The sequence below is a fragment of the Stenotrophomonas sp. 2619 genome (genome assembly GCF_040548725.1).
Taxonomy (GTDB): domain Bacteria; phylum Pseudomonadota; class Gammaproteobacteria; order Xanthomonadales; family Xanthomonadaceae; genus Stenotrophomonas; species Stenotrophomonas maltophilia_AP.
This window is the reverse complement of record NZ_JBEPSF010000010.1, coordinates 25,983-51,450: the sequence shown is the minus strand read 5'-3', so window position 1 is coordinate 51,450 and position 25,468 is coordinate 25,983. Positions and strand designations below refer to the sequence as shown.

The 25,468-nt window shown below is 68.9% G+C and carries 19 protein-coding genes; 14 read left to right on the top strand and 5 right to left on the bottom strand.

The window, feature by feature from the left end; all coding sequences use genetic code 11:
• Positions 1 to 329 precede the first annotated feature (329 nt).
• From ABIA71_RS11495 to ABIA71_RS11455, 9 genes are all read left to right on the top strand, one after another.
• Complete coding sequence (locus ABIA71_RS11495) at positions 330 to 1,622, top strand: sugar MFS transporter (RefSeq protein ID WP_354285309.1); 1,293 nt, start codon at positions 330 to 332, stop codon at positions 1,620 to 1,622.
• Between the two features lie 42 nt (positions 1,623 to 1,664).
• A complete protein-coding gene (locus ABIA71_RS11490; protein WP_354285308.1) occupies positions 1,665 to 2,732 on the top strand; it encodes a LacI family DNA-binding transcriptional regulator in 1,068 nt (355 codons plus the stop codon).
• A 6-nt stretch (positions 2,733 to 2,738) separates the two neighbouring features.
• Positions 2,739 to 3,767, top strand: coding sequence for an SIS domain-containing protein (locus ABIA71_RS11485; protein ID WP_354285307.1), 1,029 nt, complete (start codon positions 2,739 to 2,741; stop codon positions 3,765 to 3,767).
• Positions 3,767 to 4,915, top strand: a complete 1,149-nt coding sequence (gene nagA, locus ABIA71_RS11480) for an N-acetylglucosamine-6-phosphate deacetylase (protein ID WP_354285306.1) — start codon at positions 3,767 to 3,769, stop codon at positions 4,913 to 4,915. Before ABIA71_RS11485 ends, nagA begins: the two co-directional genes overlap by 1 nt.
• Positions 4,912 to 5,979 (top strand): acyltransferase family protein, encoded by a 1,068-nt coding sequence (locus tag ABIA71_RS11475; protein ID WP_354285305.1) that lies wholly within the window; start codon positions 4,912 to 4,914, stop codon positions 5,977 to 5,979. Before nagA ends, ABIA71_RS11475 begins: the two co-directional genes overlap by 4 nt.
• Positions 5,980 to 6,097: 118 nt before the next feature.
• Positions 6,098 to 9,091, top strand: coding sequence for an autotransporter family protein (locus tag ABIA71_RS11470; RefSeq protein ID WP_354285304.1), 2,994 nt, complete (start codon positions 6,098 to 6,100; stop codon positions 9,089 to 9,091).
• Positions 9,092 to 9,259: 168 nt separating this feature from the next.
• Positions 9,260 to 10,282, top strand: a complete 1,023-nt coding sequence (locus tag ABIA71_RS11465) for a S41 family peptidase (protein WP_354285303.1) — start codon at positions 9,260 to 9,262, stop codon at positions 10,280 to 10,282.
• Positions 10,283 to 10,352: 70 nt separating this feature from the next.
• Positions 10,353 to 11,072 (top strand): IclR family transcriptional regulator, encoded by a 720-nt coding sequence (locus ABIA71_RS11460; RefSeq protein WP_354285302.1) that lies wholly within the window; start codon positions 10,353 to 10,355, stop codon positions 11,070 to 11,072.
• Positions 11,073 to 11,168: 96 nt separating this feature from the next.
• A complete protein-coding gene (locus ABIA71_RS11455) occupies positions 11,169 to 12,491 on the top strand; it encodes an MFS transporter (protein WP_354285301.1) in 1,323 nt (440 codons plus the stop codon).
• Positions 12,492 to 12,758: 267 nt separating this feature from the next.
• Here ABIA71_RS11455 and ABIA71_RS11450 read toward each other — a convergent pair whose 3' ends face one another.
• Positions 12,759 to 13,928, bottom strand: coding sequence for a mandelate racemase/muconate lactonizing enzyme family protein (locus ABIA71_RS11450; RefSeq protein WP_354285300.1), 1,170 nt, complete (start codon positions 13,926 to 13,928; stop codon positions 12,759 to 12,761).
• The gene (locus tag ABIA71_RS11445; protein WP_354285299.1) at positions 13,925 to 14,857 is read right to left on the bottom strand and encodes a dihydrodipicolinate synthase family protein; all 933 of its coding nucleotides are present in this window, start codon (positions 14,855 to 14,857) and stop codon (positions 13,925 to 13,927) included. Before ABIA71_RS11445 ends, ABIA71_RS11450 begins: the two co-directional genes overlap by 4 nt.
• 236 nt (positions 14,858 to 15,093) lie before the next feature.
• Here ABIA71_RS11445 and ABIA71_RS11440 point away from each other — a divergent pair, with 236 nt between their 5' ends.
• Genes ABIA71_RS11440 through ABIA71_RS11425 form a run of 4 tightly spaced genes read left to right on the top strand, consistent with a single transcriptional unit; the run spans position 15,094 to position 20,897 of the window.
• Positions 15,094 to 17,760: a TonB-dependent receptor gene (locus ABIA71_RS11440; RefSeq protein WP_354285298.1), complete on the top strand. Its 2,667-nt coding sequence runs from the start codon at positions 15,094 to 15,096 to the stop codon at positions 17,758 to 17,760.
• A gap of 31 nt (positions 17,761 to 17,791) precedes the next feature.
• Positions 17,792 to 18,529, top strand: coding sequence for an SDR family NAD(P)-dependent oxidoreductase (locus ABIA71_RS11435; protein WP_354285297.1), 738 nt, complete (start codon positions 17,792 to 17,794; stop codon positions 18,527 to 18,529).
• Entirely contained in the window at positions 18,526 to 19,449 is a 924-nt protein-coding gene (locus tag ABIA71_RS11430) for a 2-dehydro-3-deoxygalactonokinase (protein WP_354285296.1), read from the top strand. The genes ABIA71_RS11435 and ABIA71_RS11430 overlap by 4 nt, the downstream gene beginning before the upstream one ends.
• Positions 19,446 to 20,897 (top strand): 2-dehydro-3-deoxy-6-phosphogalactonate aldolase, encoded by a 1,452-nt coding sequence (locus ABIA71_RS11425; protein ID WP_354285295.1) that lies wholly within the window; start codon positions 19,446 to 19,448, stop codon positions 20,895 to 20,897. Before ABIA71_RS11430 ends, ABIA71_RS11425 begins: the two co-directional genes overlap by 4 nt.
• 164 nt (positions 20,898 to 21,061) lie before the next feature.
• Here ABIA71_RS11425 and ABIA71_RS11420 read toward each other — a convergent pair whose 3' ends face one another.
• The 3 genes from ABIA71_RS11420 to ABIA71_RS11410 form a co-directional block, all read right to left on the bottom strand.
• On the bottom strand, positions 21,062 to 22,282 hold the full coding sequence (locus ABIA71_RS11420; RefSeq protein ID WP_354285294.1) for a multifunctional CCA addition/repair protein: 1,221 nt from the start codon (positions 22,280 to 22,282) through the stop codon (positions 21,062 to 21,064).
• Positions 22,279 to 22,455, bottom strand: coding sequence for a hypothetical protein (locus tag ABIA71_RS11415; RefSeq protein ID WP_354285293.1), 177 nt, complete (start codon positions 22,453 to 22,455; stop codon positions 22,279 to 22,281). The genes ABIA71_RS11420 and ABIA71_RS11415 overlap by 4 nt, the downstream gene beginning before the upstream one ends.
• A gap of 360 nt (positions 22,456 to 22,815) precedes the next feature.
• Positions 22,816 to 24,795 (bottom strand): transglycosylase SLT domain-containing protein, encoded by a 1,980-nt coding sequence (locus ABIA71_RS11410; RefSeq protein WP_354285292.1) that lies wholly within the window; start codon positions 24,793 to 24,795, stop codon positions 22,816 to 22,818.
• A gap of 143 nt (positions 24,796 to 24,938) precedes the next feature.
• Here ABIA71_RS11410 and ABIA71_RS11405 point away from each other — a divergent pair, with 143 nt between their 5' ends.
• Positions 24,939 to 25,346 (top strand): ExbD/TolR family protein, encoded by a 408-nt coding sequence (locus ABIA71_RS11405; RefSeq protein WP_354285291.1) that lies wholly within the window; start codon positions 24,939 to 24,941, stop codon positions 25,344 to 25,346.
• Positions 25,347 to 25,468 lie beyond the last annotated feature (122 nt).

The window sequence follows — 25,468 nt, the reverse complement described above, 5'->3', positions numbered from 1 at the left end:
CGATTGAGGCGGAGTCTGTAATCGTTCTGACAACGATGTCAACGATAACCTCAGACTTTCGATGTTGCGCCGCAACGGGCAGTGTCATCAGAAAACGTTTTCATCCATTGCCCGCCATGTTTTTGCAACGTGCCTGAAATAGCGGGGCCGGGGACCGTCAAGCGTGGCGGGGCGTGCGATCTGCGCAGGTGCAGCACGGCGTGGATCGGCACCGTGATGAAAACCGCTTGTTGACAAACCCGGCAGCGGCGACGAATAAATGTGACAACGTTGTTCCCAGTCACTCTTCCGGCACGCCCCCGTGGCCCGCCGATGCAGGAGCTTTCTTGATGTCTGCCGTGCCTGCTGCCTCCGCGCGTTCGAGCGTGCTTACGTCGATCCTGATCATCGGCGTGCTGTTCTTCCTGATCGGTTTCTTCACCTGGCTCAACGGGCCGCTGATCACCTTCGTCAAACTGGCCTTCGAGCTGGACGAGGTCGGCGCCTTCCTGGTGCTGATGGTGTTCTACCTGTCCTATTTCTTCCTGGCGCTGCCGGCCTCGTGGATCCTCAAACGCACCGGCATGAAGAAGGGCCTGAGCCTGAGCCTGCTGGTGATGGCGGCCGGCGCGGTGGTGTTTGCCCACTTCGCCCAACAGCGCTGGTACCCGGGCGCGCTCAGCGGCCTGTTCATCATCGGCAGCGGGCTGGCCCTGCTGCAGACCGCGGTGAACCCGTACATCAGCATCCTGGGCCCGATCGAGACCGCCGCCCGGCGCATCGCGCTGATGGGCATCTGCAACAAGATCGCCGGCATGCTGGCCCCGGTGCTGATCGGTACGCTGGTGCTGCATGGCATCGGTGACCTGGACGCGCAGGTGAAGGTGGCCGATGCCGCCACCAAGACGGTGCTGCTCGATACCTTCGCGGCCAAGATCCAGATGCCGTACATGGCCATGGCCGGACTGCTGGTAGTGCTGGCCGTGGGCGTGCTGTTCTCGCCGCTGCCGGAGCTGAAGACGGCCGAAGCCAACGCCACCCCGGCGCGCGCGCCCGGCACCGCCGAACGCACCAGCATCTTCCAGTTCCCGCACCTGTGGCTGGGCGTGCTGTGCCTGTTCGTGTACGTGGGCGTGGAAGTGATGGCCGGCGATGCGATCGGTACCTACGGGCACGGCTTCGACCTGCCGCTGGACCAGACCAAGATGTTCACCTCGATCACCCTGGGCGCGATGCTGGTCGGCTACCTGGCCGGGCTGGCGCTGATCCCGCACGTGGTGTCGCAGTCGCGCTACCTGAGCCTGTCGGCCAGCCTGGGCGTGGTGTTCTGCATCGGCGCGCTGCTCAGCCACGGCTACGTGTCGGTGGGCTTCGTGGCCGCGCTCGGCTTTGCCAACGCCATGATGTGGCCGGCGATCTTCCCGCTGGCCATCCGCGGCCTGGGCCGGTTCACCGAAACCGGCTCGGCGCTGCTGGTGATGGCCATCGCCGGTGGGGCGATCATTCCGCAGGCATTTGCCGTGCTCAAGCAGCACTTCGACTTCCAGTGGGTGTTCGCCGGGCTGATGGTGCCGTGCTACCTGTACATCCTGTTCTATTCGGTGCGCGGCCATCGGGCCGGGCTGCCCCGCGACGGTCAGTGATCGGCGATCATGGACGTCCAACCGGAGCGGCAGGAAAAAAGCATGCGCAGAGCGACCATCAAGGATGTGGCTGAGCGGGCCAAGGTGTCGCTGAAGACGGTATCGCGCGTCATCAACAACGAACCGTCGGTGATGCAGGCCACCCGCGCGCGCGTACTGCGCGCGATCGCCGAGCTGGATTACGAACCCGATCCCGCCGCGCGCAACCTGCGCACCGGCACCACGCTGGTGGTCGGACTGGTCTACGACAACCCCAATCCGTACCACATCATCGGCGTGCAGAACGGGGTGCTGGCGGCCTGCCGCGAAACCGGCTTCGGGCTGCAGATCCATCCCTGCGATTCCAGTTCGCCGATGCTGGCCGAAGAACTGGCCGACTGGGTGCAGCGTTCGCGCCTGGCCGGGCTGGTCCTCACCGCGCCGATGTCCGAACGCCGCGACCTGGTGGCGGCCTTGACCGCGCGCGGCATCAAGCTGGTGCGCATCATCGCCGCCACCGCCGACCCCGAAGATGGCGCGTGTGTGTTCGTCGATGACCGCGAAGCGGCCTATGAAATCACCGAACACCTGATCCAGCTGGGCCACCAGCGCATCGGCTTCCTGTGGGGCGGCACCTCGCACCGGTCCAGCGGCGAACGCTATGCCGGCTACGAAGCGGCGCTGCGCGATTACGGCATGAGCATCGACAAGCACCTGGTGGTGCAGGGCGACTACACCTTCGACGACGGCTTCCGCGGCGCACGCCGGCTGCTGGCGCTGCGCGAACCGCCCACCGCGATCTTCGGCTCCAACGATGAAATCGCCGCCGGCGTGCTGGCCGCGGCCAAGTCGGCCGGCATGAACGTGCCCTACGACCTGTCCATCGCCGGCTTCGAGGACAGCCCGTTCTCGCGCCAGTCCTGGCCGCCGCTGACCACCGCCAAGCAGGCCACTGAAGACATCGCCCGGCATGCGGCACGGCTGCTGATCGCGCAGCTGCGCAGCGATGCCTACGACGACGCACCGCTGCAGCTGCAGAACCAGGGCTTCGTGCCGCAGCTGGTGGTGCGCGGTTCCACCGCGCCGATGCGCCCGACCGGCGCGCGCCCTCCTACTCCTGAAACCACCTGAGTTCCCATGTCCCTGCCTGCTCCCCACGACACCCTGATGTACCGCGAAGCCGCCGAAGCCGCCGACGTGATTGCCGCGCAGTTCGCGCGCAACCAGGCGGCGGTGGAAACGCTGGCTGCCAGCCTGCGCGCGGCGCCGCCGCCGTTCGTGGTGACCTGCGCGCGGGGCAGCTCGGACCACGCCGCCACCTACGCCAAGTACCTGCTGGAAACCCGGCTGGGCCTGGTCACCGCCTCGGCCTCGCCGTCGGTGGGCTCGGTCTACGAAGCGCCGCTGAAGCTGCGTGGCGCGCTGTACATCGTCATTTCGCAGTCGGGCAAGAGCCCGGACCTGCTGCGCAACGCCGAAGCCGCACGTGCGGCCGGTGCGCGCGTGGTGGCGCTGGTGAACGTGGAGGATTCGCCGCTGGCGCAGCTGGCCGAAACCGTGATTCCGCTCGGTGCCGGTGCCGAGCGCAGCGTGGCGGCCACCAAGAGCTACCTGGCCTCGCTGTCGGCCATCCTGCAGCTGGTGGCCTACTGGAGCCAGGACGCGGCGCTGATCGCCGCGCTGCGCGCGCTGCCCGATGCGCTGCGCCAGGCCTGGAACAGCGACTGGTCCGCGCTGACCGATGGCCTGGTGCCGGCGCACAACCTGTTCGTGCTCGGCCGCGGCCTGGGCCTGGGCGCGGCCCAGGAAGCCGCGCTGAAGTTCAAGGAAACCTGCGGCCTGCATGCCGAAGCCTACAGCTCGGCCGAAGTGAAGCATGGCCCGATGGCGCTGGTGGGGCCGGGCTTCCCGGTGCTGGCGTTTGCCCAGCCCGATGAAACCGGTGCGGGCACCCGCGCGGTACTGCAGGAGTTCGGCGCGCGCGATGCGCAGGTGTGGCTGGCCGATGTCGACGGCGACCTGCCGCTGCCGGTTGCGCCGCATCCGGCCTGCGCACCGCTGCTCACCGTGCAGGCGTTCTACCGTGCGATCAACGCGCTGGCGCTGCGCCGCGGACACAACCCGGACCTGCCGCCGCATCTGAACAAGGTGACGGAAACCGTCTGATGAAAACTGTTCTGCGCAACGCGCGCATTCTGGCCGGCGACGAGTTCCGCGACGACCTGGCGGTGGTGATCGAAGACGGCCGCATCACCGCACTGATCTCCGATGCGGCCCCGCAGCTGGGCAGCGCCGACGAACAGGTGGACCTGGGCGGCGGCTGGCTGCTGCCGGGCTTCATCGACGCGCAGGTCAACGGCGGCGGTGGCGTGCTGTTCAACAACACGCCGGACGTGGACAGCCTGCGCACGCTGGCCGCCGCGCACCGCCGCTTCGGCACCACCGGCCTGCTGCCCACGCTGATCAGCGACGACGTGCAGGTGATGCGCCGCGCGATCGACGCCACCCGCGCGGCCATCGCACAGGGCGTGCCCGGCGTGCTCGGCATCCACCTGGAAGGCCCGTACATCGCGCCGGCACGCAAGGGCACCCACGACGCCAACAAGTTCCGCGTGCCCGACGCCGACGAGATCGCGATGGCGGCATCGCTCGACAATGGCGTCACCCTGCTGACCCTGGCCCCTGAACGGGTGCCGCTGGACAGCATCCGCGCGCTGGTCGAACGCGGCGTGATCGTGGCCGCCGGGCATACCGCGGCCAGCTACGAAGAAGCACGCGCCGGGCTGGATGCCGGGATCCGCGGCTTCACGCATCTGTACAACGCGATGTCGCCGCTGACCGGGCGCGAGCCGGGTGCGGTGGGCGCGGCGCTGGAAGACCGCGACAGCTGGATCGGCATCATCGCCGACGGCGTGCACGTGCACCCGGCCAGCCTGCGCGTGGCGCTGGCGGCCAAGCCGCGCGGCAAGGTGATGCTGGTGACCGACGCGATGCCGCCGGTGGGCGCCGACAGTCCCAGCTACGAACTGTATGGCGAAGTGATCACGGCCGTGGATGGCGTGGTGCGCAATGCCGCCGGCTCGTTGGCGGGCTCGGCCCTGGACATGGCCACGGCGGTGCGCAACGCGGTGCACCTGCTCGGCCTGCCGCTGGATGAGGCCGCCCGCATGGCCTCGCGTTACCCGGCGCAGTTCCTCAACCTGGACGATCGCCTGGGCGAGATCGCCGAGGGCTACCAGGCCGACCTGGTGCTGCTCGACGACGCGCTGCAGGTGCGCGCCACCTGGATTGCCGGCGAGCGCGAAGACGCATGACCGCGCCGGCATCGCCGCGCATGGGCTCGATCGATGCGCTGCGCGGGCTCACCGTGGCGGCGATGCTGCTGGTCAACAACCCCGGTGACTGGGGGCATGTGTACGCGCCGCTGCTGCACGCGGACTGGCATGGCTTCACGCCCACCGACCTGATCTTCCCGCTGTTCCTGTTCATTGCCGGCGTGTCGATGGCCTTCAGCCTGTCGCCGCGCGCAGGCGAGCCGGCGCTGCGCCCGGCCTTGCGCAGTGGCCTGCTGCAGCGTGCGCTGCGCATCGCAGTGGCCGGCGCCCTGCTGCACCTGCTGGCGTGGTGGCTGCTGGACCTGCCGGCCTACCGGCTGTGGGGCGTGCTGCAGCGCATCGCGCTGTGCGTGGCGGTGGTCGGGCTGCTGGCCATCCAGACGCGCGCCCGCACGCAATGGGCGGTGCTGGCTGGACTGCTGCTTGCGTACACGCTGATCCTGCTGGGGGCCGGTTCGCTGGCACCGTGGGTCAACCCGGCCAGCCGCCTGGATACCGCGCTGTTCGCGCCGTTCCTCTACAAGTACGACCCGCTGACCGGGCTTGGCCACGACCCCGAAGGGCTGCTGAGCAGCCTGGGCGCTCTGGCCAGCACGCTGCTGGGCCTGCGTGCGGGTGCGTGGCTGCGGGCAGGGCAGGTGGGTGGGCTGGCAGTGCTGGCAACGGCCTGCCTGCTCCTGGGCGGCGTGGCCGCGCTGTGGCTGCCCCTCAACAAGCAGCTGTGGACCCCCAGTTTCGTGCTGTGGACGGGCGGGATGTCGGTGGCGGCACTGCTGCTGGCGCATCTGCTGGTTGACCGCTGGGGTGCCCCGGCGCTGGGCCGACGCTTCGGTGTCAACGCGATTGCCGCCTACCTCGGCTCGTCGGCGATGGCCCTGCTGCTGATCGCCAGCGGCGCGTGGGGGTGGCTGTACCAGGCCGTTTCGGGGCTGCTACCGACTGCACCCGCGCTGGCCTCGCTGCTGTGCGCGCTGGGGTTCGTGGCCGTGTGGTGGGGCGTGGTGTGGGTGTTGGACAGCCGCCGCATCTACCTGAAAATCTAGCGCGGGCGGCCCATCGTTTACCCGACCATCACGGTGGAGCGGTAAAAGTACCGACGCCGGTCTGCGTAGAAGCACTGGGGCCGTTGCCTTACCCCCTCTTGTCGAACAGGAAAGGTGTATGCGCCCCATGCCCGCCTCGCCGTCACCCACGGTGCTGGCCGTTCGTATTTCGCAGTGGTTGCGCCGGGGCTGCGGGGGTGCACTGGGCACGGTCCTGCTGGCCGGTGCCGCGTCGGCCTGGGCGGGGTGCGACAACCCCACGCCCGGGCAGGGCCAGACGGTGACCTGCTCGAGCACAGCGCCCAATCCGGATCCGGTGGCGATTGTCACCGCCGGCGGCGCCTCCAACACCACCATCAACGTGCTGGCCAACGCGCAGCTCGGTATCGCCAGCGGCAACGCGATCACCGTGCAGGCCGGCAGCGGGCATGTCATCAACAACACCGGCAGCATCATCGCCGCCGCGGGCCGTGCGCTGCAGCTCAACGGGGCCACTTACCTGGTGAATCGCGGCACGATTGCCGGCAGTACCGGCGGCGTCGTGTCCGGTGCCGGCAACGACCGCATCGACATGCTCGGCGGCAGCATCCAGGGCGGCGTGCTGCAGGGCGCGGGCAACGACGCACTGGTGATCCGCGACGGCGTGATCGACAGCGTCGACCAGGGCGATGGCGAGGACAGCCTGGAGATCAGCGGCGGCAGCGTCACCGGCACGGTGCAGCAGGGCTCGGGCATCGACACCTTCCTGATGACCGGCGGCAGCATCGGTGCACTGCTGCAGGGCGACGCACTGGACCGCTTCCGCATGACCGGCGGGCGCATCGTCGGCGCGTTCGATGATGGCGACTACGCCGAGATGACCGGCGGCCGCATCGGCCGGGTCAACATGAAGCTGGACGACAACACTTTCCTGATGTCCGGCGGCACCATCGATGGCAACCTGGTCACCGGTTTCGGCCGCGACACCATCGTGCTGTCGGACGGGTACATCGGCGGCAACATCAGCGTCAGCGGTGGCGACGATGCGGTCACCATCACCGGCGGCACCGTGCGTGGCGAAATCCGCCTGAGCTTCGGCAATGACAGCCTGACCTGGAACGGCGGCGGCGTGGTGCACGGCGCCATCGATTTCGGCGAAGGTGATGACCTCGCGCAGCTCACCAACCTCAATACCGCCCACCTGGGCGCGCTGCCGGTGTTCGACGGTGGGCTGGGCAATGACGTGCTCGGCTTCGACAACGTCAAGACCGGCGGCGTGGCGCGCTTTGCCAACTGGGAACAGGTGGCGCTGCGCGACGATACCCAGCTGACCTTCGACGGCACCCTGGTGCTGGGCGACAGCGTTAGCGGCACCGGTCGCCTGGATATCGATGCCACCAGTGCGGTGTTCGGCGGTGGCGGCAACGGCGGGGTTGCCCCGTTCGTGGCCGGGCAGCTGGCCACGCTCACCAATGCCGGCCGCATCGACCTGAGCAATGGCGGCGGCGCGGGCGACACCTTCACCGTGGTCGGCAACTACGTCGGCAACGGCGGCGCGCTGTATCTCAACACCGTGCTGGGCGACGACAGTTCGCTGTCGGACAAGCTGGTGATCTCCACCGGCAGCGCCAGCGGCACCACCGGCGTGGGCATCCTCAACGCGGGCGGTGCCGGTGCTTCCACCGTGGCCGACGGCATCCTGGTGGTGCAGGCGATCAACGGCGCCACCACCGCGCCCACCGCGTTCGCGCTGTACAACCCGGTCGCTGCCGGTGCCTACGAGTATTTCCTGTTCAAGGGCGGGGTCAGTGGCGGCACCGCCGAAAACTGGTACCTGCGCTCGACCCTGGTGGCCAGCGTGACCCCGGCGCCCGCACCGCCGCCGGGCGGCGGCACCCCGCCGCCTCCGCCACCGCCGGACAGTACCGGCACGCCGCCGGTCGACCTGCCGCCCGCACCGCCGCCGCCGCCGGACGTGAATCCGCCGGATGATCCAAACCCGGCCGCGCCGGAGCCGGCGCCGCCGCCGGAGCCGGCCGACCCGGCCGACGTTGCGCCGCCCAGCATCGATACCCCGCCACCGGTGCCCACCGAGGTGGCGGCGGTGCCGGGGCCGCTGGCGGTGCCACCCACGCCGGGTGCGCGTCCCGCGCAGGGCGACATCATTCCGCTGTACCGCTTCGAGACCGGTCTGTACTCGGTGGTGCCGCCGCTGCTGCGCGAGACCAGCCTGGCCAGCCTGGGCACCTTCCACGAACGCCAGGGCGAGCAGCGGCTGCTGGCCGGGCAGGGCGGCGTGCGCGCGGCCTGGGCACGGCTGGTGGGGCAGAGCCACGAACAGCAGTGGGACGGGGACGCGCAGCCCGGCTTCGACGGCGACATCCAGGGCATCCAGGCCGGCCTGGACCTGTATGCCAACGCGGCAGACGAGCACCGCGATCAGTTCGGCGTGTTTGTCGGCCGCACCCGCGCGCAGGGCAACGTGAGCGGATTTGCGATCGGCTGGGAAAACGTGGCGGTGGGCCGCACCCGGCTGGACGACAAGCACGTGGGTGTGTACTGGACACGCGCTGGCAGTGCCGGCGGCTACCTGGACGCGGTGGTGATGCAGAGCCGCTACGACGGCGACGCCACCTCCTCGCGCGGCCTGGGCATCGACGTGCGCGGCGATGGCACCACCGCCTCGGTGGAAGTGGGCAAGCCGCTGCTGCGGTTCGGGCAAAGTGCGTGGTGGCTGGAGCCACAGCTGCAGGTGATCTGGCAGCGCACCTCGATCGACGATGCCGGCGACGCGGTGTCGGCAGTGCGCTTCAACAGCGACAACGCCTGGACGGGGCGCGTCGGCCTGCGCCTGGCTGCCGACTACGACATCGCCGGCAACGGCTGGCAGCCGTACATCAAGCTCAATTACTGGCAGACCCTGGACGGCGAAGACCGCATCGATTTCGACAGCAACCGCATCCTCAACCAGCAGGATTCACGTGCGCTGGAAGTGGGCGTGGGCGTGGTTGCGCGCTTCAACAGCACCGTCAGTGCGTTTGCGGTGGCCGATTACACGCGCGACCTGGAAAGCAGTGCGCAGAAGGAGCGCAAGGTGATCGAGGGCAACATCGGGTTGCGGCTGGACTGGTAGGGCGGCAGCCGGCGAGGATCTGCGGCGGCACGCCGGGCACGCCGGGCACGACCGGCGCTGCCGGGCGCGTTGTGACGTGAGGCATCGCTGGTTGTGCGAACGGCGCACTGTTCCGACTGTCGCGTGCAGCGGTAAGCTGCAGCCTCTTCACTACACGGATGTAGCACGATGATCGCAGGACGTTGCGGGTTGTTGATGGTGGCGTTGGCAGCGGCAAGTGGCGCTGCAAACGCACAGGACGTACCCAGCGCCGAGGCGCAGGCGCGGATCCTGGACCTGCTGCAGCAACAGTCGCTGTATCGCGACCGCGTGGATTGGCCCAAGGCCCGCGCGGAGCTGGCGGCCGCACGCGACCCGGCGCAGACGCGACGGGTGCTGGACGATGTGATCCAGCGCAGCAGCGGCGGGCACGGGCGGTGGACGTCGGCCAACGAATTAAGCGCGCAGTCCAAGCGCGCGCCGGCCACGCAGGCGGCGATGGGGGCTGCGCCCACGCAGACCGATGACGCCAGCGGCGGACCGACAGCGCGGCTGGGGTGGATCAAGGTGGGGCCCTACGTGGATGACATGACCCAACCCGAGGATGTGCAGTACCAGGCCCGCAAGCAGGCAGCCATCGCGCTGCAGGCGCGCATCCGGGAGCAGGATGATGGCAACCGCTGTGGCTGGGTGGTCGACCTGCGCGGCAACAGTGGCGGCAACATGTGGCCCATGTTGCTGGGCCTGGGCCCGTTGCTGGGCGATGCCAAGGGTAGTGATCCGGTCGGCATGTCCCTTCGCGCGGACAAACAGCAGCCGTGGGCGTATCGCGAGGGTGCGGTCTGGTTGGACGGCAAGGGTATGGTGGGATCGCGCAACACGCAGTATGCGCTGCGCCACCCCGGCGCACCGGTGGCGGTCCTGTTTGGGCCGCGCACCGCCAGTTCCGGCGAGGCATCGGCGCTGGCCTTCCGTGGCCGTGCGGCCTCACGCAGCTTCGGTCAGCCGACTGCCGGCTATTCCACCGGCAACGCCACACCCCGTTTGCCCGATGGGAGCCTGTTGGTGTTGACCAGTAACGTGATGGCCGACCGCAACGGTGTCGGCGATGGCACCCCCCTGCAGCCCGACGTCACGGTGGGCGCAGGGCAGGACGCGGCCGCGGCGGCGCGCGAATGGCTGCTTGCGCAGCCGGCCTGCAAGATGCCGTGAATGGGCGCCGCTCCGGTCTGGCGTGTTGCTATTGGTGGCATTACCTGCGGGGGGGAAGTACGCTTTCCCGATGCGAACCAAGCCCAATGCACAGCCCAACCAGAGCCTGATCGACGGCATCGCCACGCTGCAGGCGCTGGCCTCTTCCCCCGAACCGGTCGGCTGCCGTGAACTGGCCCGGCAGCTGGACGCCAACCCCACCCGGGTCAACCGGCTGCTCAAGACCCTGGCCTACCTCGGCATCGCGCGGCAGACCGCCGACCGCAAGTACACCGCCGGCCCGGGCATGCACGTGCTGGCCGCGCAGAGTCTGTTTGCCTCCGGGTTGATCCGGCGCGCGCTGCCGGTGCTGGAACACCTGCGCCGTTTCGGCCACACGGTGGCGCTGGGGGTGCTCTGGAACGACAGCGTGAGCTATCTGTTCCATGCCCCGCCGGGCATCGAAGCGGCACGCGGGCTGGGCCGTATCGGGCTGTTGCCCGCCACTACCAGCGGCATCGGCATCGCACTGCTGGCCCAGTTGGGCGACGAGGACGTGCGCGAACTGTATGCCGACCGGCCGATTCCGATGTTCCCCGACGGCATCGAGCAGCTGCTGGCCACCCTGGCCACGACCCGTGCGCAGGGTCACGCGCGCGTGCATGTGGCCGACGAACGCGACCACCACATCGTCGCTATCGCGATGGGCGATCCCGTCCACGCCGGCATCGCGATGTCCGGCTGGATTCCGGAAGCGGCCACCGAGGAACTGGTGGCGGCGCTGCGCGCGGCGGCGGCGGAAATCGGCTGAGTCATTGCCGCAGTGCGGTTTGACATGTTGCTACAATAGCAATACGTTGCAGCCTTCCGATGGGGAGGCATCAGCGATGTCCAAGCGTGCAGGCGCGTGAGCGGGACCGGGAAAACCAAGTGGGTGCTGCTGGCGCTGCTGTTCTTCTCGACCGTCATCAACTACCTGGACCGGCAGGCGCTGTCGATCCTGGCGACCACCATCCAGGCCGATCTGAAGATGACCGACCTGGAATATGCACGCGTGGTGCAGGTGTTCCTGTTTGCCTACGCGGCCGCCTATGTCCTGGCGGGGCGGGTCACCGATTGGCTTGGCGCGCGCGTGGCCCTGCTGCTGTTCGTGGGCTGGTGGTCGCTGGCCAATATCGCCACCGGTTTCGTGCGCAGTGCGGTAGAGCTGGGCGCGGCCCGTTTCGCGCTGGGCCTGGGCGAGCCGGGCAACTACACGGTGGGCACCAAGGTGGTGTCCGAACAGTTTCCCGCGCCGCAGCGCGGCCTGGCACTGGGGCTGTACACGGCCGGCGCAATGATCGGCGCCACGCTGGCGCCGCCGCTGATTGGCGGCATCGCGCTGACCTACGGCTGGCGCAGTGCGTTCTGGATCACCGGCGTGGCCGGACTGCTGTGGATGCTGGCGTGGTGGTGGGCCTATCCGCGTAAGGGGCGGGTGCCGGCCGGGACACCGCTGGCCGAGGCTGCCGCTGCAGCCGAGGCCAGCGCGACGCCGGGTCTGGAACCGCCGGTGCCGGTTGCGCCGCCCACCTCGATGAAAGGCGTGTGGGGGAGGTTGGCGCGCGACCGCACTGTGTGGGCACTGGTGGCGTCGCGCGCGGTCGCTGACCCGGTCTGGTACTTCTATCTGTTCTGGTTCCCCAAATACCTGGGCGACGCACGCGGGATGAGCCTGGCGATGATCGCGTCGGTGGCGTGGATCGTGTACGTGGCCGCTGATATCGGCAGCGTGGGCGGCGGGCTGATTTCCGGCCGGCTGGTGAAGCGCGGCATGCCCCCGGTGCGTGCGCGCCTGACCACCATGGTGGGCGCGGCGTGCCTGGCACCGGTCGGGCTGTTCGTGGCGATGCATCCCCCGATCGCGCTGCTGCTGGCGCTGGCCTGCGTGGTGACCTTCGCCCACCTCACCTACCAGATCAACCTGACCACGATGACCGTGGATCTGTTCCCCTCGCGCTACATCGCCTCGGTCGCCGGCCTGGTCGGCTGTGGCAGCGCGCTGGGCGGCATGGTGTCGGCGCAGGTGGTGGGGCACCTGGTGGCCGACGGCAACTTCGATCGCGCCTTCGTGCTGATGGCTTTCCTGCATCCCATCGCGGTGCTGTTGGCGTGGACCGCGTTGAAGCAGGCGCGACGCTCGAAGATGACCTTGATAGGCCCACAGGCTGCGGCAGTCGCGGCCGGCTGAAAATGCGCGCCATGGGCAATGAAACATCTGTGTACGTAAGCGCCGGGCTCTGCCCGGCTGCTTTCCCTTCAGCCCATGACAAGGAAAACTTATCGCCCCCATGCGGGTCAAGCAGAAGCGTGCCTTGACGCCTACCCGACCCGCCGACCACCGAAAAAAAAGCGTGGCGTTCACCTACGCACCGCAGGCCGAGCCCGATAGCAGCCGGTAGGCCCCTGGGCAAAGCCCGCTTGCCGTACGGACACCGGGGCGCGGCAGAGCCCGGCGCTACGCGACCGCTTCGGCGTGGTCCCAGAAGCGCGCGTTCGGCACCGCACCCAGGCCGGGGCCGGTGGGCAGGCGGTAGCCGTCGTGCGCGTAGGCCATGTCGGTGTCCAGCATCTCCACCGACCGCGAGAAAATCGAGTGCTGCCACTCGTGCCGCCATAGTCGGTCGATCACCGCCGAAGCGTGCAGGCTGGCGGCCATGAAAATGCCGCCGCCGATGGTGGCGTGCGGTGCCACCTGCACGCCATGGCGCGCAGCCAGCCGGGCGATGCGCAGGAACTGGGTGATGCCGGTGTGGCCCATCTCCGGTTGCACATACGCAAGCGTGCCGCCGTCCAGCCGCAGGCGTGCCACGTAGTCCGTGGGCCACTCTTCCCCTGCCGCCACCGGAATCGGGCTGTCGGCCCCGAGCGCGATCAGGCCCGTCACGTCTTCGGGCTTCAACGGCGCTTCGATGAAGGTCAATCGACTGGGCAGAAGCTGGTGGGCCAGTGCGAGGGCCTGGGCGGGGTCGAACTTCCAGTGCAGGTCGACCATCAGCTGAACCTGCTCGCCCAGCGCGGCACGCAGCGCGGCCATTTCCTCGGCGATGCCGTCGTGGCTCACAACGGCATGCACCTTGAACGCGTCATGCCCCTGTGCGGCAAACGAGCGGGCCATGGCCACCTTCTCGGCCACGGTGGCCGCCGGCAGGCCGGACACATAGCCGGCAATGCTGTCGCGTTGGCGGGTGCCGAGCAGCGCCCACAGCGGTTGCCCCGCCGCACGCGCGCGCAGGTCCCAGAGGGCGATGTCCAGCGCAGCCAGTGCGTCGGTATGGAAGCCGCTGCCGCAGCCGCGCACGCGCATCAACCCGTACAGGTCATCCCAGAGGGTCTCCACGTCCTGCGGATCACGACCCACCAGTTCCGGGGCCAGCAGGTCATTGATGATCTCGCAGGTGGCACGCGGTGCGCAGATGCCATAGGTTTCGCCCCAGCCCACCGCGCCGTCGGCGGTGGTGACACGTACCAGCACCGAGCGGTCCACGGTGGGGTACAGCGTGCCGTTGCCGCGGCGTACCAGGTAGCCACGCGCATTGACCCGTTCGCCCACGCCGAGCGGCCCCAGGTACGGCGTGCTGCGTGGCACGGTGAGGATGAAGGTCTCGACCTTGCTGACAACGCTCATGCGGAATGTCTCGTGGCCTGGCCGGGAACGGTATCCATCGGCAGCAGGTCGCCGATGCGGTCCAGCAGGATAGTCAGTTCCTGCTGGTCATGCCGGTCCAGCGACGGGCCCGGCGCGCGCACGTGGTCGCTGCCGATCAGGCCACGCCTCAGCAGGATCGCCTTGGTCAGGCGCCAGCGGAATACCGCCTGCATGCTCAGCAGGGGCAGGGTGCGTTCGAACAGTTCGCGTGCGCGGTCGCGGTCGCCCGCGGCCCAGGCGGCCAGCATCGCCACATGCACTTCGGTGATCTCGCAGGCCGGCATCGTGCCCACCGCGCCGCGTGCCAGTTCGTCGAGCACATAGCGCGCACCGGCACCGCCGAATACCGCCTGCACGCTCTCGCCGGCACGTTCGGACAACGCGGTGATGCGATGGCCCGACGGCATGGTTTCTTCCTTGACGTAGGCGATGGCCGGTACCTGCGCGGTCAGTGCCACCACCTCGTCCACGCCCAGCCCCACACCCATCGGCGCGGGTGCGTTCTGCAACATCACTGCCACGCCCGACTCGCTGCCCAGCCGGGCAAAGAACGCGGCCATCGCCGCGGCATCGCCGGCCAGTGCATGCGGGGTCAGCACCATCGCCGCCTCGGCCCCGGCCTCGCCACCGGCGCGCGCCAACCGCACCGCATCCTCCAGCGTCTTCGCGCTTGCGCCGACGATGAAGGGCACCCGGCCACGGTTCCAGCGCCCGATGCAGGCGGTCAGGTGCAACCGCTCCTCCAGCGACAGCATGTCGTACTCGCTGGCCAGGCCCGGGAACACCACGCCGGCCGCACCCGCGGCCAGGATGTACTCGAATACCGCCTCGGTGCCGCGTTCATCGAGGGCGCCGTGCGCGTCGAAGATCGTGGGGAGGATGGGGAAGACACCTTGCAGAACGGCCATTGCGCCGGGTCCTTGTTGAACTGTGTGTGCCTTGAATAGCAACACTATGGAAGGGAGGTTCCCGTACAGACCGCAAAGGAACCGTAATTCTTCGCTGCATTGCAGCGTGCGCGGCCAAAACATATTGCTATATTAGCTACACGCTGCCAAGCCGCAGCGCAGCAGCAACGACGGAAAAGCGCTGGATCCAGCCGGCAGTCCGGTCTGGGTCCCTACCTTGGGAGAGGGTCCGATCCATGCATCGTTTTCGACGTTCCACCTTGTTCATCGCCTTGGGCACCTGCCTGCTGGCGCCCGTGCTGGCAACGGCGCAGGACGCCGCCCTGGCCCCCCCCGCCGCCGAACAGCAGGCGCAGACCCTGGACGCGGTCAGCGTTGTGGGTATCCGCGGCAGCCTGGAAGCCTCGCGGGATCTCAAACGTGACTCGGCGCAGATCGTCGATGCGATCGTGGCCGACGACATCGGCAAACTGCCCGATACCAACGTGGCCGAGTCACTGGGGCGCGTGGCCGGCGTGCAGCTCGAGCGCGGTATGGGCGAGGGCAGCGACATCCTGGTGCGCGGCCTGAAAGAAAACGTGCTGCTCTACAACGGCCGCCAGATCGTCGACGCCACCGGGCGCGGCGGCAACGGCCTGGACCAGTTGGCCACCTCGACCTACGGCCTGCTCTCGCTGGTGCCCTCCGAGCTGATCTCGCGGCTGGAGGTGACCAAGCTGGCCGGCGCCGACCAACTCTCCGGTGGGCTGGGCGGCATCGTGGACATCCATACCCGCCTGCCGTTGTCAGGCGACAGCGACCAGAACGTGGTGAGCCTGGCCGGCACTTACGATGAGATGTCCGACGCCTGGGGGCACAACGCGTTCGGGCTGATCTCACGGCGCAGCGACGACCGCCGTTTCGGTGCGCTGTTGTCGGCCACCTACGGCCGCCGCAATGTGGTGCAGCAGGGCCTGGACACCTTCTCCGGGTATGCCCGCTATACCGACCCCGCCGATCCCACCCGCACCCGCTTCGGCAGTACCGACATGCGTGCGCAGAACATCGATGATGACCGCACCAAGGTGGGCGTCAGCGCGGTGCTGCAGTGGCGGCCCACCGACGGGGTGGAACTCACCTGGGATACGTTCTACTCGCGCCAGAAGGCAGAGCGTGACCGCTACTGGATCGCCTTCAATCCCTCGGCGGGGTTGAGCAACGCGGTCTACTCCGACCACGACATCCTGCTGGCGGGGCGTTCCACCGGCACGGTGCTGCTCAATGCCGAGGCGGCCGACATCGATTCGGACACGCTGTCCACCGCGCTGCGCGCCAGTTTCCGGGTCGGCGACCGCCTGGACGGTTCGGCAGAACTGGACTGGGGCCGCTCCACCGCCAACTACAACCAGCGCTACATGCGCCTGGCGCCCATGGCGGGGCGCAGTTCGGTCACCGACTTCGACCTGCGCAGTGGCAGCTTTGGCAGCTTCAACGTCAGCGGCATTGACCTGACCGACCCGTCGCAGTGGCGCATGACCATCATGTTCGACAACGACTGGCGCGCACAGACCGATTCGCGCGCGCTGCGCACCGACTGGAGCCTGGCCTTCGGCGATGGGCCATTGCGCTCGCTGGACTTCGGCGCACGCTTCAGCCGGCTGGAAAGCCTGCAGGATCCCCGCCGCGCCGACATCCGGCCGGTTGGCGGGGTGCCGGTCACGCAGATGGCGCCGTACATCCGCGTGTACAGCAACAACGATTTCCTGCCGGGAGAGTTCAGTGGTCTGCCACGTGCGTACCTCGGACCGTTCCGCAGCACGTTCGGGGGCTGTGAGAGCTTCACCACGCTGCCGCAGATTTCACAGAACGCGCAATGCCTGGACCCGCAGAACAATGCACTGGCCTACGCGGCCACCTTCAGCGTCGACGAGGATTTCCTGGAGGCCTACACCAAGCTCAACTGGGACACCGACGTGGCCGGCATGCCGCTGGGCGGCAATCTGGGCGTGCGCTTCGTCGGCCGCGACCTGACCTCGCGCGGCAACCTGATCAGCGGTAGCGGCGCATTGAGCCCCTCGCGGTTCGAGCGCGACGATCGCGAGGTGCTGCCCTCGGCGGTGGCCAAGCTGCAGATCACCGACAGCCTGATACTGCGCGGCGGCGCGGCCAAGGTGGTGGCCTTCCCCAATACCGAAGACCTCAACAACGGCGTTACCCTCAACAACAACGCGGTGTTCGACAGCAACGGCGTGCAGACCTCGCCCGGCACTGGCAGCGGTGGCGCCCCGGACCTGGATCCGTTCAAGGCCACCCAGTACGACCTGTCGCTGGAGTGGTACTACGGCGGCCAGGGCCTGCTCTCGGCCGGGCTGTTCTACAAGGATGTTTCCACCTTCATCGTGCAGCGCCAGAGCGCGGAAACCTACAACAACATCGATTACCTGGTGCTGCGAAAGATAAACGGCGACAAGGCCAAGGTAAAAGGCGTGGAGCTGTTGGCGCAGGTACCCTTCAGCGGCATGTTCGACGGCTTTGGGGTGGTCGCCACCTACACGTGGATCGATTCGGAAACTCCGATCACCGACATCAACGGCAGCGCGTTGACCTTCCCGGGCCTGTCCAAGAACAACGCCAACCTGATCGGCTACTACGAGAACGGTCCGTTCGGCATCCGCGTGGCCTACAACTGGCGCGACGAGTACCTGGTCGGCCTGTCGGCCGCGTCCACCGGTATCTACAACGACACCTACAAGGATCTGTCGGCATCGATGAGCTACGATTTCAGCGACCGCCTGTCCTTGAAGGTGGAAGGCAACAACCTGCTGGACAGCGAGCAGCGCACCTTCGATGGCTATGCCGAAGGGCTGCGCACCAACGTGGTGTTCGGCCGGTCCTACAAGGCCAGCCTGACCTACCGGTTCTGAGCATGGATCTTCTGGAAGGAAAGGGCAGGGCATGAGCGATACGGCAATGCACGGGCGCGTGGCGCTGGTGACCGGCGCGGCCAGTGGTATCGGCGCGGCGGTGGTGACGCGGCTGCGCGCCGACGGCGCGACGGTGGCCACGCTGGACCAGGTGGCCAGCGAGGGCGGGCACGCCAGCGCGATCGCCGACCTGCGGTCGGCCGATGCGGTGACCGCTGCCATTGGACAGCTGCGCGCTGCGGTGGGCCCGTTTGATGCACTGGTGCATTGCGCCGGTATCTGCCCCGCCGGTGGCACCCTGGCGCACGATGATGCGGTGTGGCTGGATGTTTATTCGGTCAACGTGCTGGGCGCGCTGCGGGTGATCCGGCAGGTGGTGCCGGACATGCGCGGTCGTGATGGCAGCATCGTGCTGGTGTCCTCGATCAACGCGCGCTTTGCCACCCCCGGACTGGCGGCCTACGCGGCCTCCAAGGCCGCGTTGGAGGAACTGGCGCGCACGGCCGCGCTGGAGTTTGCCGCCGACGGCATCCGGGTCAATACCATCGCCCCGGCGTCGGTGGATACGCCGATGCTGCAGGCCTCGTTCGCACGTGCGGCCGACCCGGCTGGCGCCCGCCACGCCAACGTGCAGCGGCATCCACTGGGGCGCTTGGGCACCCCGGCCGATGCGGCCGAGCTGGCGCTGTTCCTGGCGTCGCCGCGCAGCAGCTGGATCACCGGCGCGGTATTTCCGCTTGACGGTGGCGCAGGAGTTACCCGCCGATGAGTGAGGCAACCACGCCGTACATCATCGGCATCAACTGGGGCAGCACCAATTTCCGCGCGTTTCGCATCGGCCACGATGGCCAGGTGACCGGCGCGATCGAACAGCCGCGCGGCATCGCCGGGTTGGAACGATCACAGATGCAGGCGCTGCTGGAGGACGTGGTGGCGCAATGGCCGAACGCCACGCGGATATACGCCAGCGGCATGGTGGGCTCCAACATCGGCTGGAGCGATGCGGGCTATGTGGAGTGTCCGGCCACGCTGGACGCGTTGGCCGGCCAGCTGCACCCGGTCCAGATGGGCGCGCATGCCGTGGCGATCGTGCCAGGCCTGGCGTGTCGGCGGCCAGACGGCGCCCCGGACATCATGCGCGGCGAGGAAACCGAACTGCTGGGCCTGGTCGCAGCAGGTGCGGTGCCCGACACCGGCGTGGTCGCGCTGCCGGGCACGCATAGCAAATGGGTGCAGCTGGATGCCGGCACGGTGGTGGCCTTCATGACCGCGATGTCCGGAGAAATGTTCGATCGCCTTACCGCCGCCGGCCTGCTTGCCTCGGTGGTCGATGGGCCGGCGCACGACGGGGCCGCCTTCATCGATGGCCTGCATGCCGCACACGACAGCGGTATGGGCTTGGGCACGCTGTTGTTTGGTGCGCGCGCGAAGGTGATCCGCGGCGACCTGCCGCGGCGCGATGGCGCCGCCTACCTGCGCGGGCTGCTGATCGGCGCCGAGCTGTCCGATGTGCGCCGGCAGTGGCCGCAGGCTCTGCTCGCCGTGCCGCTGGTAGGGGCCGCCCCGGTCTGCGCGCTGTACGCGCGTGCGTTGGTCGAACTGGGCGGCGGCAGCCGCTCCATTCCCTCGCAGGACGCCTCCACCCGCGGCTTCCTTGCGTTGCATCAAGCAGCCGGAGCGTTGGCATGAACGACGAATACGCCGATACATTCGACGCCGCGCTGGCGCGCACCGGCATCATCGCGATCCTCCGCGGCTTGCCCGGCGACGAGGCGATTGCAGTGGCCGAGGCGCTGTACGCGGCCGGCGTGCGGCTGGCCGAAGTGCCGCTGAACTCACCGGATCCGCTGCGCACCATCCGTGCATTGGCAGCGCACTTCCATGGGCGCATGCTGATCGGTGCGGGCACCGTGGTCAGCACCGCAGCGGTGGAACAATTGGCCGCCACCGGTTGTGCCTTCTGCGTGGCTCCCAACACCGACGCGGCGGTGATTGCCGCCTCGATCGCGCACGGTATGGTGCCGGTGCCGGGGTTTGCCACCGCCTCCGAAGCCTTCGCCGCAATCGCCGCCGGTGCGCGTCATCTGAAGGCGTTCCCGGCCAATGGCGCGCAGCCGCGCCTGCAGGCGTTGTCTGCGGTGTTGCCGGCCGGGGTCACCTTGATCGCCGTCGGCGGCGTCGCCCCCGCACAGGTCCCGGAGTTCCGCGAGGCCGGGGTGAGCGCCTTCGGCGTGGGCACCGACCTGTACCGGCCCGGTCGCAGTGCCGAGGCGGTCGGCGAGCGCGCCTCCCGCTGGATGCACGCCGTGCAGGCGGCGGCACCGGCACGGGCCACCCTGCTGTGCGACGCGCGCACCACCGTGGGCGAATCGCCCGTGTTCGGTGCCGACGGTGTCCTGCGCTGGGTCGATCCGACTGCGCCATGCCTGTTGCGCTGGGACGGGACGGACTGCGAACGGGTACCACTGTCCGAGCCGGTCTGGTCGCTGGCCATGGCCGACGGCACGCTGGTGGGCAATGGCGAAACGCACTTTGTCGCGTTTGCACCGGACGGGCAGCTGCAGACGGGTCCGGAGGTGGACGTGGGCGCAGGGTGCCGGCTCAATGATCTGGTCACCGACAGCCGCGGTGGGCTGTGGGGCGGGTCGATGCATCGTGGCCTGCTCAGTGGGCGCGGCGGGCTCTTCCATGCGCCGGCCGTAGATGCACCGGCGCGGCGCGTGGCCGACGGCCTGGGCGTGGCCAACGGCATGGCGTTCTCGGCTGACGAAACCACCCTGTTCGTGATCGACACCTTGGCCCGCACCCTGCTGGCTTACCCGGCCGACGTGGTGACAGGCACGTTGGGCGAGCCGAAGGTGGTCACCGATTTCCTGGGCGTGCCGGGGAAACCCGATGGCATGGCGATGGCGCGCGATGGCCACCTGTGGGTGGCGATGTGGGGGGGCCATTCGGTGGTGGAGTTGGCCGCCAATGGCGCCGTCCTGCGCACGCTCGCGGTACCGGCGCCGCACGTGGGCAGCCTGTGCTTCGCGCCCGACGGTCGGCTGTTCATCAGCACCGCGCGTGCGCGACTGGGCGAGCAGGCGTTGGCGCAGTGGCCAGGGTCCGGCGGACTGTTCACCGTGCGGCCGTGAGCCGGTACTGGTCGGCCACACCGGCCAGCGCTGGTGGGGACAGCGGACCGGGACAGGTAGCCCGCCGCGTACCGCTGCTGCCGGGTGTTGCGCTGGCACCACCAGCCTCTTCAAAGGACAGTCTACGCATGGTGGCGCGTTGACGATCAGCCACTCCACGCTTTTCAGCGTGCTGCGGCGATCGCGCGGGTCCTGGCCTTGGCCACCTGCTCACCCACCGCCGGGCCCTTCAAATGCGTCAGGTCCAGATCGCGCGCCTGGATCGCCAGTGCCGCCTGGTGCAGGCGGGTGAGCGTTTCGCCCTGCGGATAATCGCTGTCTTCAAACCCCAGCCGGCCGCGCTTGTCGGCCTCGCAGCACAACGCGATCTGCGCAATGCGCTCCGGGCGGCGAAAGCCGTCGCACCGGGCCAGCAATTCCAGCACGGTGGCATCGCGCAGTTCGTCGATGCGGTGCACGTTGAGATGATCGCGGCACACCGCTTCGGCCAGCTGGCGGTGGTCCAGCGGCACCTTCAGGCGGTCGCACAGGGCGCGCAGCGGGGCGACGCCGCGCTGCTCGTGCATGATGTGGCGCGGCCATTCCGACGGCGGCGTCAGGCCCTTGCCCAGGTCGTGGGTGAGCGCGGCGAAGCCGATCAGGTCGTCGCCCGGCGCCAACCGCGCGGCCATGTCGCTGACCATTTCCTGGTGCACGCCGGTATCCACCTCGGGATGGAATTCGGCGCGTTGCGGCACGCCATACAGCGCCTCCAGTTCCGGCAGGATCGCGCGCAGCGCGCCGGCCTCGTGCAGCGTGCGCAGGAAAGCCGAGGGCTGGGCGCAGGTGAGCGCGCGGCGCAATTCCTGCCACACCCGCTCGGGCACCAGCGCATCGAGTTCGCCGCTGTCGGCGATCTGGCGCATCAGGGCCAGGGTTTCCGGGGCGACGGTGAAACCGAGCGGGGCAAAGCGCGCCATGAAGCGCGCCGCGCGCAGTACCCGCAACGGGTCTTCCACGAACGCCGGGCCCACGTGGCGCAGGATGCGCTGCTGGAGGTCGCGTGCACCGCCATAGGGGTCCACCAGCGTACCGGTGGCCTCGTCGCAGGCGATCGCGTTGATGGTGAAGTCGCGGCGCAGCAGGTCGTCTTCCAGCGTCACCGACGGGTCGGCATCGACCACAAAGCCGCGATAGCCGCGCCCGGATTTGCGCTCGGTGCGCGCCAGTGCGTATTCCTCGCCGGTGTCCGGATGCAGGAACACGGGGAAGTCGCGGCCCACGGCCTTGTAGCCCTGTGCTTCCATCTGCGCCTGGGTGGCGCCTACCACCACCCAGTCGCGGTCACCGGGGGTCTGCTGCAACAGGCGGTCGCGTACGGCGCCGCCGACAAGATAGATCTTCATGTGCCCATGATGCCGCAGTGGGCCAGGACGATGCGAACCGTCGCCGGCCCGGGGACGTGGTGCCGGCCGCTGGCTCTGGGCAGATCGTAGTGCCGGCCGCTGGCCGGCTCCTCGCAATCTTCGGGCAAATCGTAGTGCCGGCCGCTGGCCGGCTCCTCGCAATCTTCGGTCATTTCGGGGAGCCGGCCAGCGGCCGGCACTACCGGGTGTTTGGGCATCTCGGGGAGCCGGCCAGCGGCCGGCACTACCGGGTGTTTGAGCATTCGGGGAGCCGGCCAGCGGCCGGCACTACCGGGTGTTTGGGCATTTCGGGGAGCCGGCCAGCGGCCGGCACTACCGGGTGTTTGAGCATTTCGGGGAGCCGGCCAGCGGCCGGCACTACCGGGTGTTTGGGCATCTCGGGGAGCCGGCCAGCGGCCGGCACTACCGGGTGTTTGGGCATTTCGGGGAGCCGGCCAGCGGCCGGCACTACCGGGTGTTCGGGGCGGTGCGGGGAGCCGGCCATGCCGGGGTGTTCGGGGCCGGGGCGTGGCTCAGTCGCCGCCCTTGTCTGCGTTGGCGGCACACGCGAAGTTCTTGCGCTTGGCCTGCAGGCGGCCGTTCATGCGGTCGGTCACCGGCAGGGCGTTGCCGTTCAAGCGCCAGTCGTAGATCACGCTGAAGGCCAGGATGCGCGCGACGTACTCGCGGGTTTCCTTGTAGCTGATGGTCTCGATCCAGATGTCCGGGTCGAAGCCCGGTCGCTGGGTCTGCCAGCGCGCGGTCGGCGTGGGGCCGGCGTTGTAGGCGGCAATGGTGATGTAGGGCAGGCCTTCGTACTTGTTCATCAGCTGACGCAGGTAGGCCGTGCCCAGGGCGATGTTGGTGTCCGGGTCGTACAGGCTGGCGGCGCCGCCGTAGTTGGTCAGGCCGATCGACTTGGCCACGCTGGCACCGGTGGCCGGCAGGACCTGCATCAGGCCCATGGCGTTGGCTGGCGAGCGCGCCTTCGGGTTGAAGATGCTCTCGGCGCGGATCTCGGCGGCCACCCAGGCCGGGTCGATCGCGTTGCGGGCCGATTCGCGGCGGATGGCGTCGTCGTGGTGCAGCGGGAAGCGCAGCGAATACAGGCGCTGCTCGTCCGGGGTCTTGCCGAGCGAGAACACCGCACGGTCGAACCAGCCGTTGTCGCGCGCCACTTCCACCGCGATGCGGCGCTGGGTGGTGTCGTAGCGGCTCAGGGCGTCATTCCACTCGGCCACGGCCCAGCCGGCGCGTTCGATCTTGAACAGCTCCATCGCCCGCACGATGCCCGGGTCGCGGGCGACCGCCGCCTGCGCCTGCGCGCTGTCGTTGGGTTCCCACGGGCACAGCGTGTAAGTGGACTGGCCGAGCTGGTCGGCGGCGAGGAAGCCGTGGAAGGTGGCGGCACGCGCGGCCTCACGGTACAGCGGCTGTGCCTCGCTGCGCTTGCCGGTCTTCTCCAGCATGCGGGCCTCGAAGTAGCGCCAGCGCGAGTCGCTGCGCTGGGTCGGACCCATCTTGCGGATCGCGGCCAGTGCCTGCGGCCAGTCGCCGCGCGACATCGCTTCGCGCGCGCGCCATTCGTGCAGGCGCTCGTCGTAGGCCGAATCGGGCACCGCGTTGAGGCGGCGCGCCGATTCGGGGCCGTACGAGGCCACCGTCCACAGCGCCACCTGGTACAGCACCTGCGCCTGCTGGGCCGCGCTCAGCTGCAGCGCGTTGGCGTACTGCGGCAGCTGCTGCTCGGTGGCGGCGGGGTCGGCCTTGGCCAGTTTGGCCAAGCCATCGGTGGCGATGCGTCGGCTGCGTTCGTTGCGTGGCCAGTTCAGGGCGCTGGCATTGGGCTTGTCGACAAAGGCGGCATACGTGTTGGCCAGGGCCAGATCGGCGGCGGGCAGGCCGCGCGCGGCGCTGCGCATCACCGCGGGCTGCTGTTCGTCGGCGGCCGCATCGATACGCGCCCAGCGCAGGTCGGCGCTCAGGCCGCCCCGGGCATCGAGTACGGCGAACACGGCATCGCAGGCATCGGGCAGGGACTTGCCGGTGCTGCGCCAGATCGCCTGGGCCTCGCTGGTCCACTGTGCGTCGGCCTTGCCGGTGGCCTGGCGCGCGTTGAGCTGGGCACAGCGCAACCCGACGTTGTCGGTGGGCACCCAGTTGGCCAGCAGCGTGGGCCAGTCCTGGCGGCGTGCCAGGGCCGGCAGCCAGACGCTGCGGAAGCTGCTGGCCACGGCCTGGCCGTTGTAGCGCTTCAGGAAGTCCTGCGCCTGCGTGGCGCTGACCGTGTCGATGGTGCGGCGCAGGTTGGCGTATTCGAGCCAGCCATACAGCGGGTGCCTGCTCAACGCCGCGGCCTGGGCCGGGTCGTACTGGCCGCGCTCGGCGTTGTCGATGGCTGCCTTGAGCTGCGCGCGCTGCGCATCCAGGTTCTGCGCATCGGCCACCGGGCTGACCCCGGTGCAGGCCAGCAGGACGGAAGCGCTGAAGAAATACAGGGGAAGTCGAGTCATGCCCGGAAGCATAACGGCGCACGATGAAGGGCGGTGAGGGCAAGCCGACTCGATCATGAACGAGCGCCGCACAGCACCGTGAAGACGGGCCACGGCCGGCGTAGTGTCGGCCTTGGGGCAGCCCGCTCCAGGGGAGACAGAGCATGGCATTCCGCGCAGCCGCGACGTCTGGACCACTGGCCGAGATCAACGTCACCCCGTTGGTCGATGTGATGCTGGTGTTGTTGATCATCTTCATCGTGACCGCCCCGATGGTGTCCTTGCCCATCCCGGTCAACCTGCCGCAACGCACGACCACGGTGGTGCCGCCCACCGAGCCACCGCCGCCGATCGAGCTGCGCGTGGATGCCTCCAACCAGGTCACCTGGAACGGGCAGGGGGTGGCGGTCGCCTCCCTGCAGGCACGCATGCAGGACCAGGCGCAGGCGCATGCCGGCAACCTGCCGGAGCTGCGTATCGCCAGCGATCCCGACGCGGAGTACGCAGTGATGGCCAAGGTGCTGGCGGCCGCCAGCAACGCGCACCTGGAGCGCATTACCTTCGTGCAGTAGCGCCGGTACGCATTGCAGCGCACAAAACAACGCCCCTGCCTGCAGGGGCGTTTTGCGTTGTGGCGCCTACATGTTGCCTGTTCGGATTTGTCGCAGCCACGTGAAAAGGTGCCTTCCGTCAC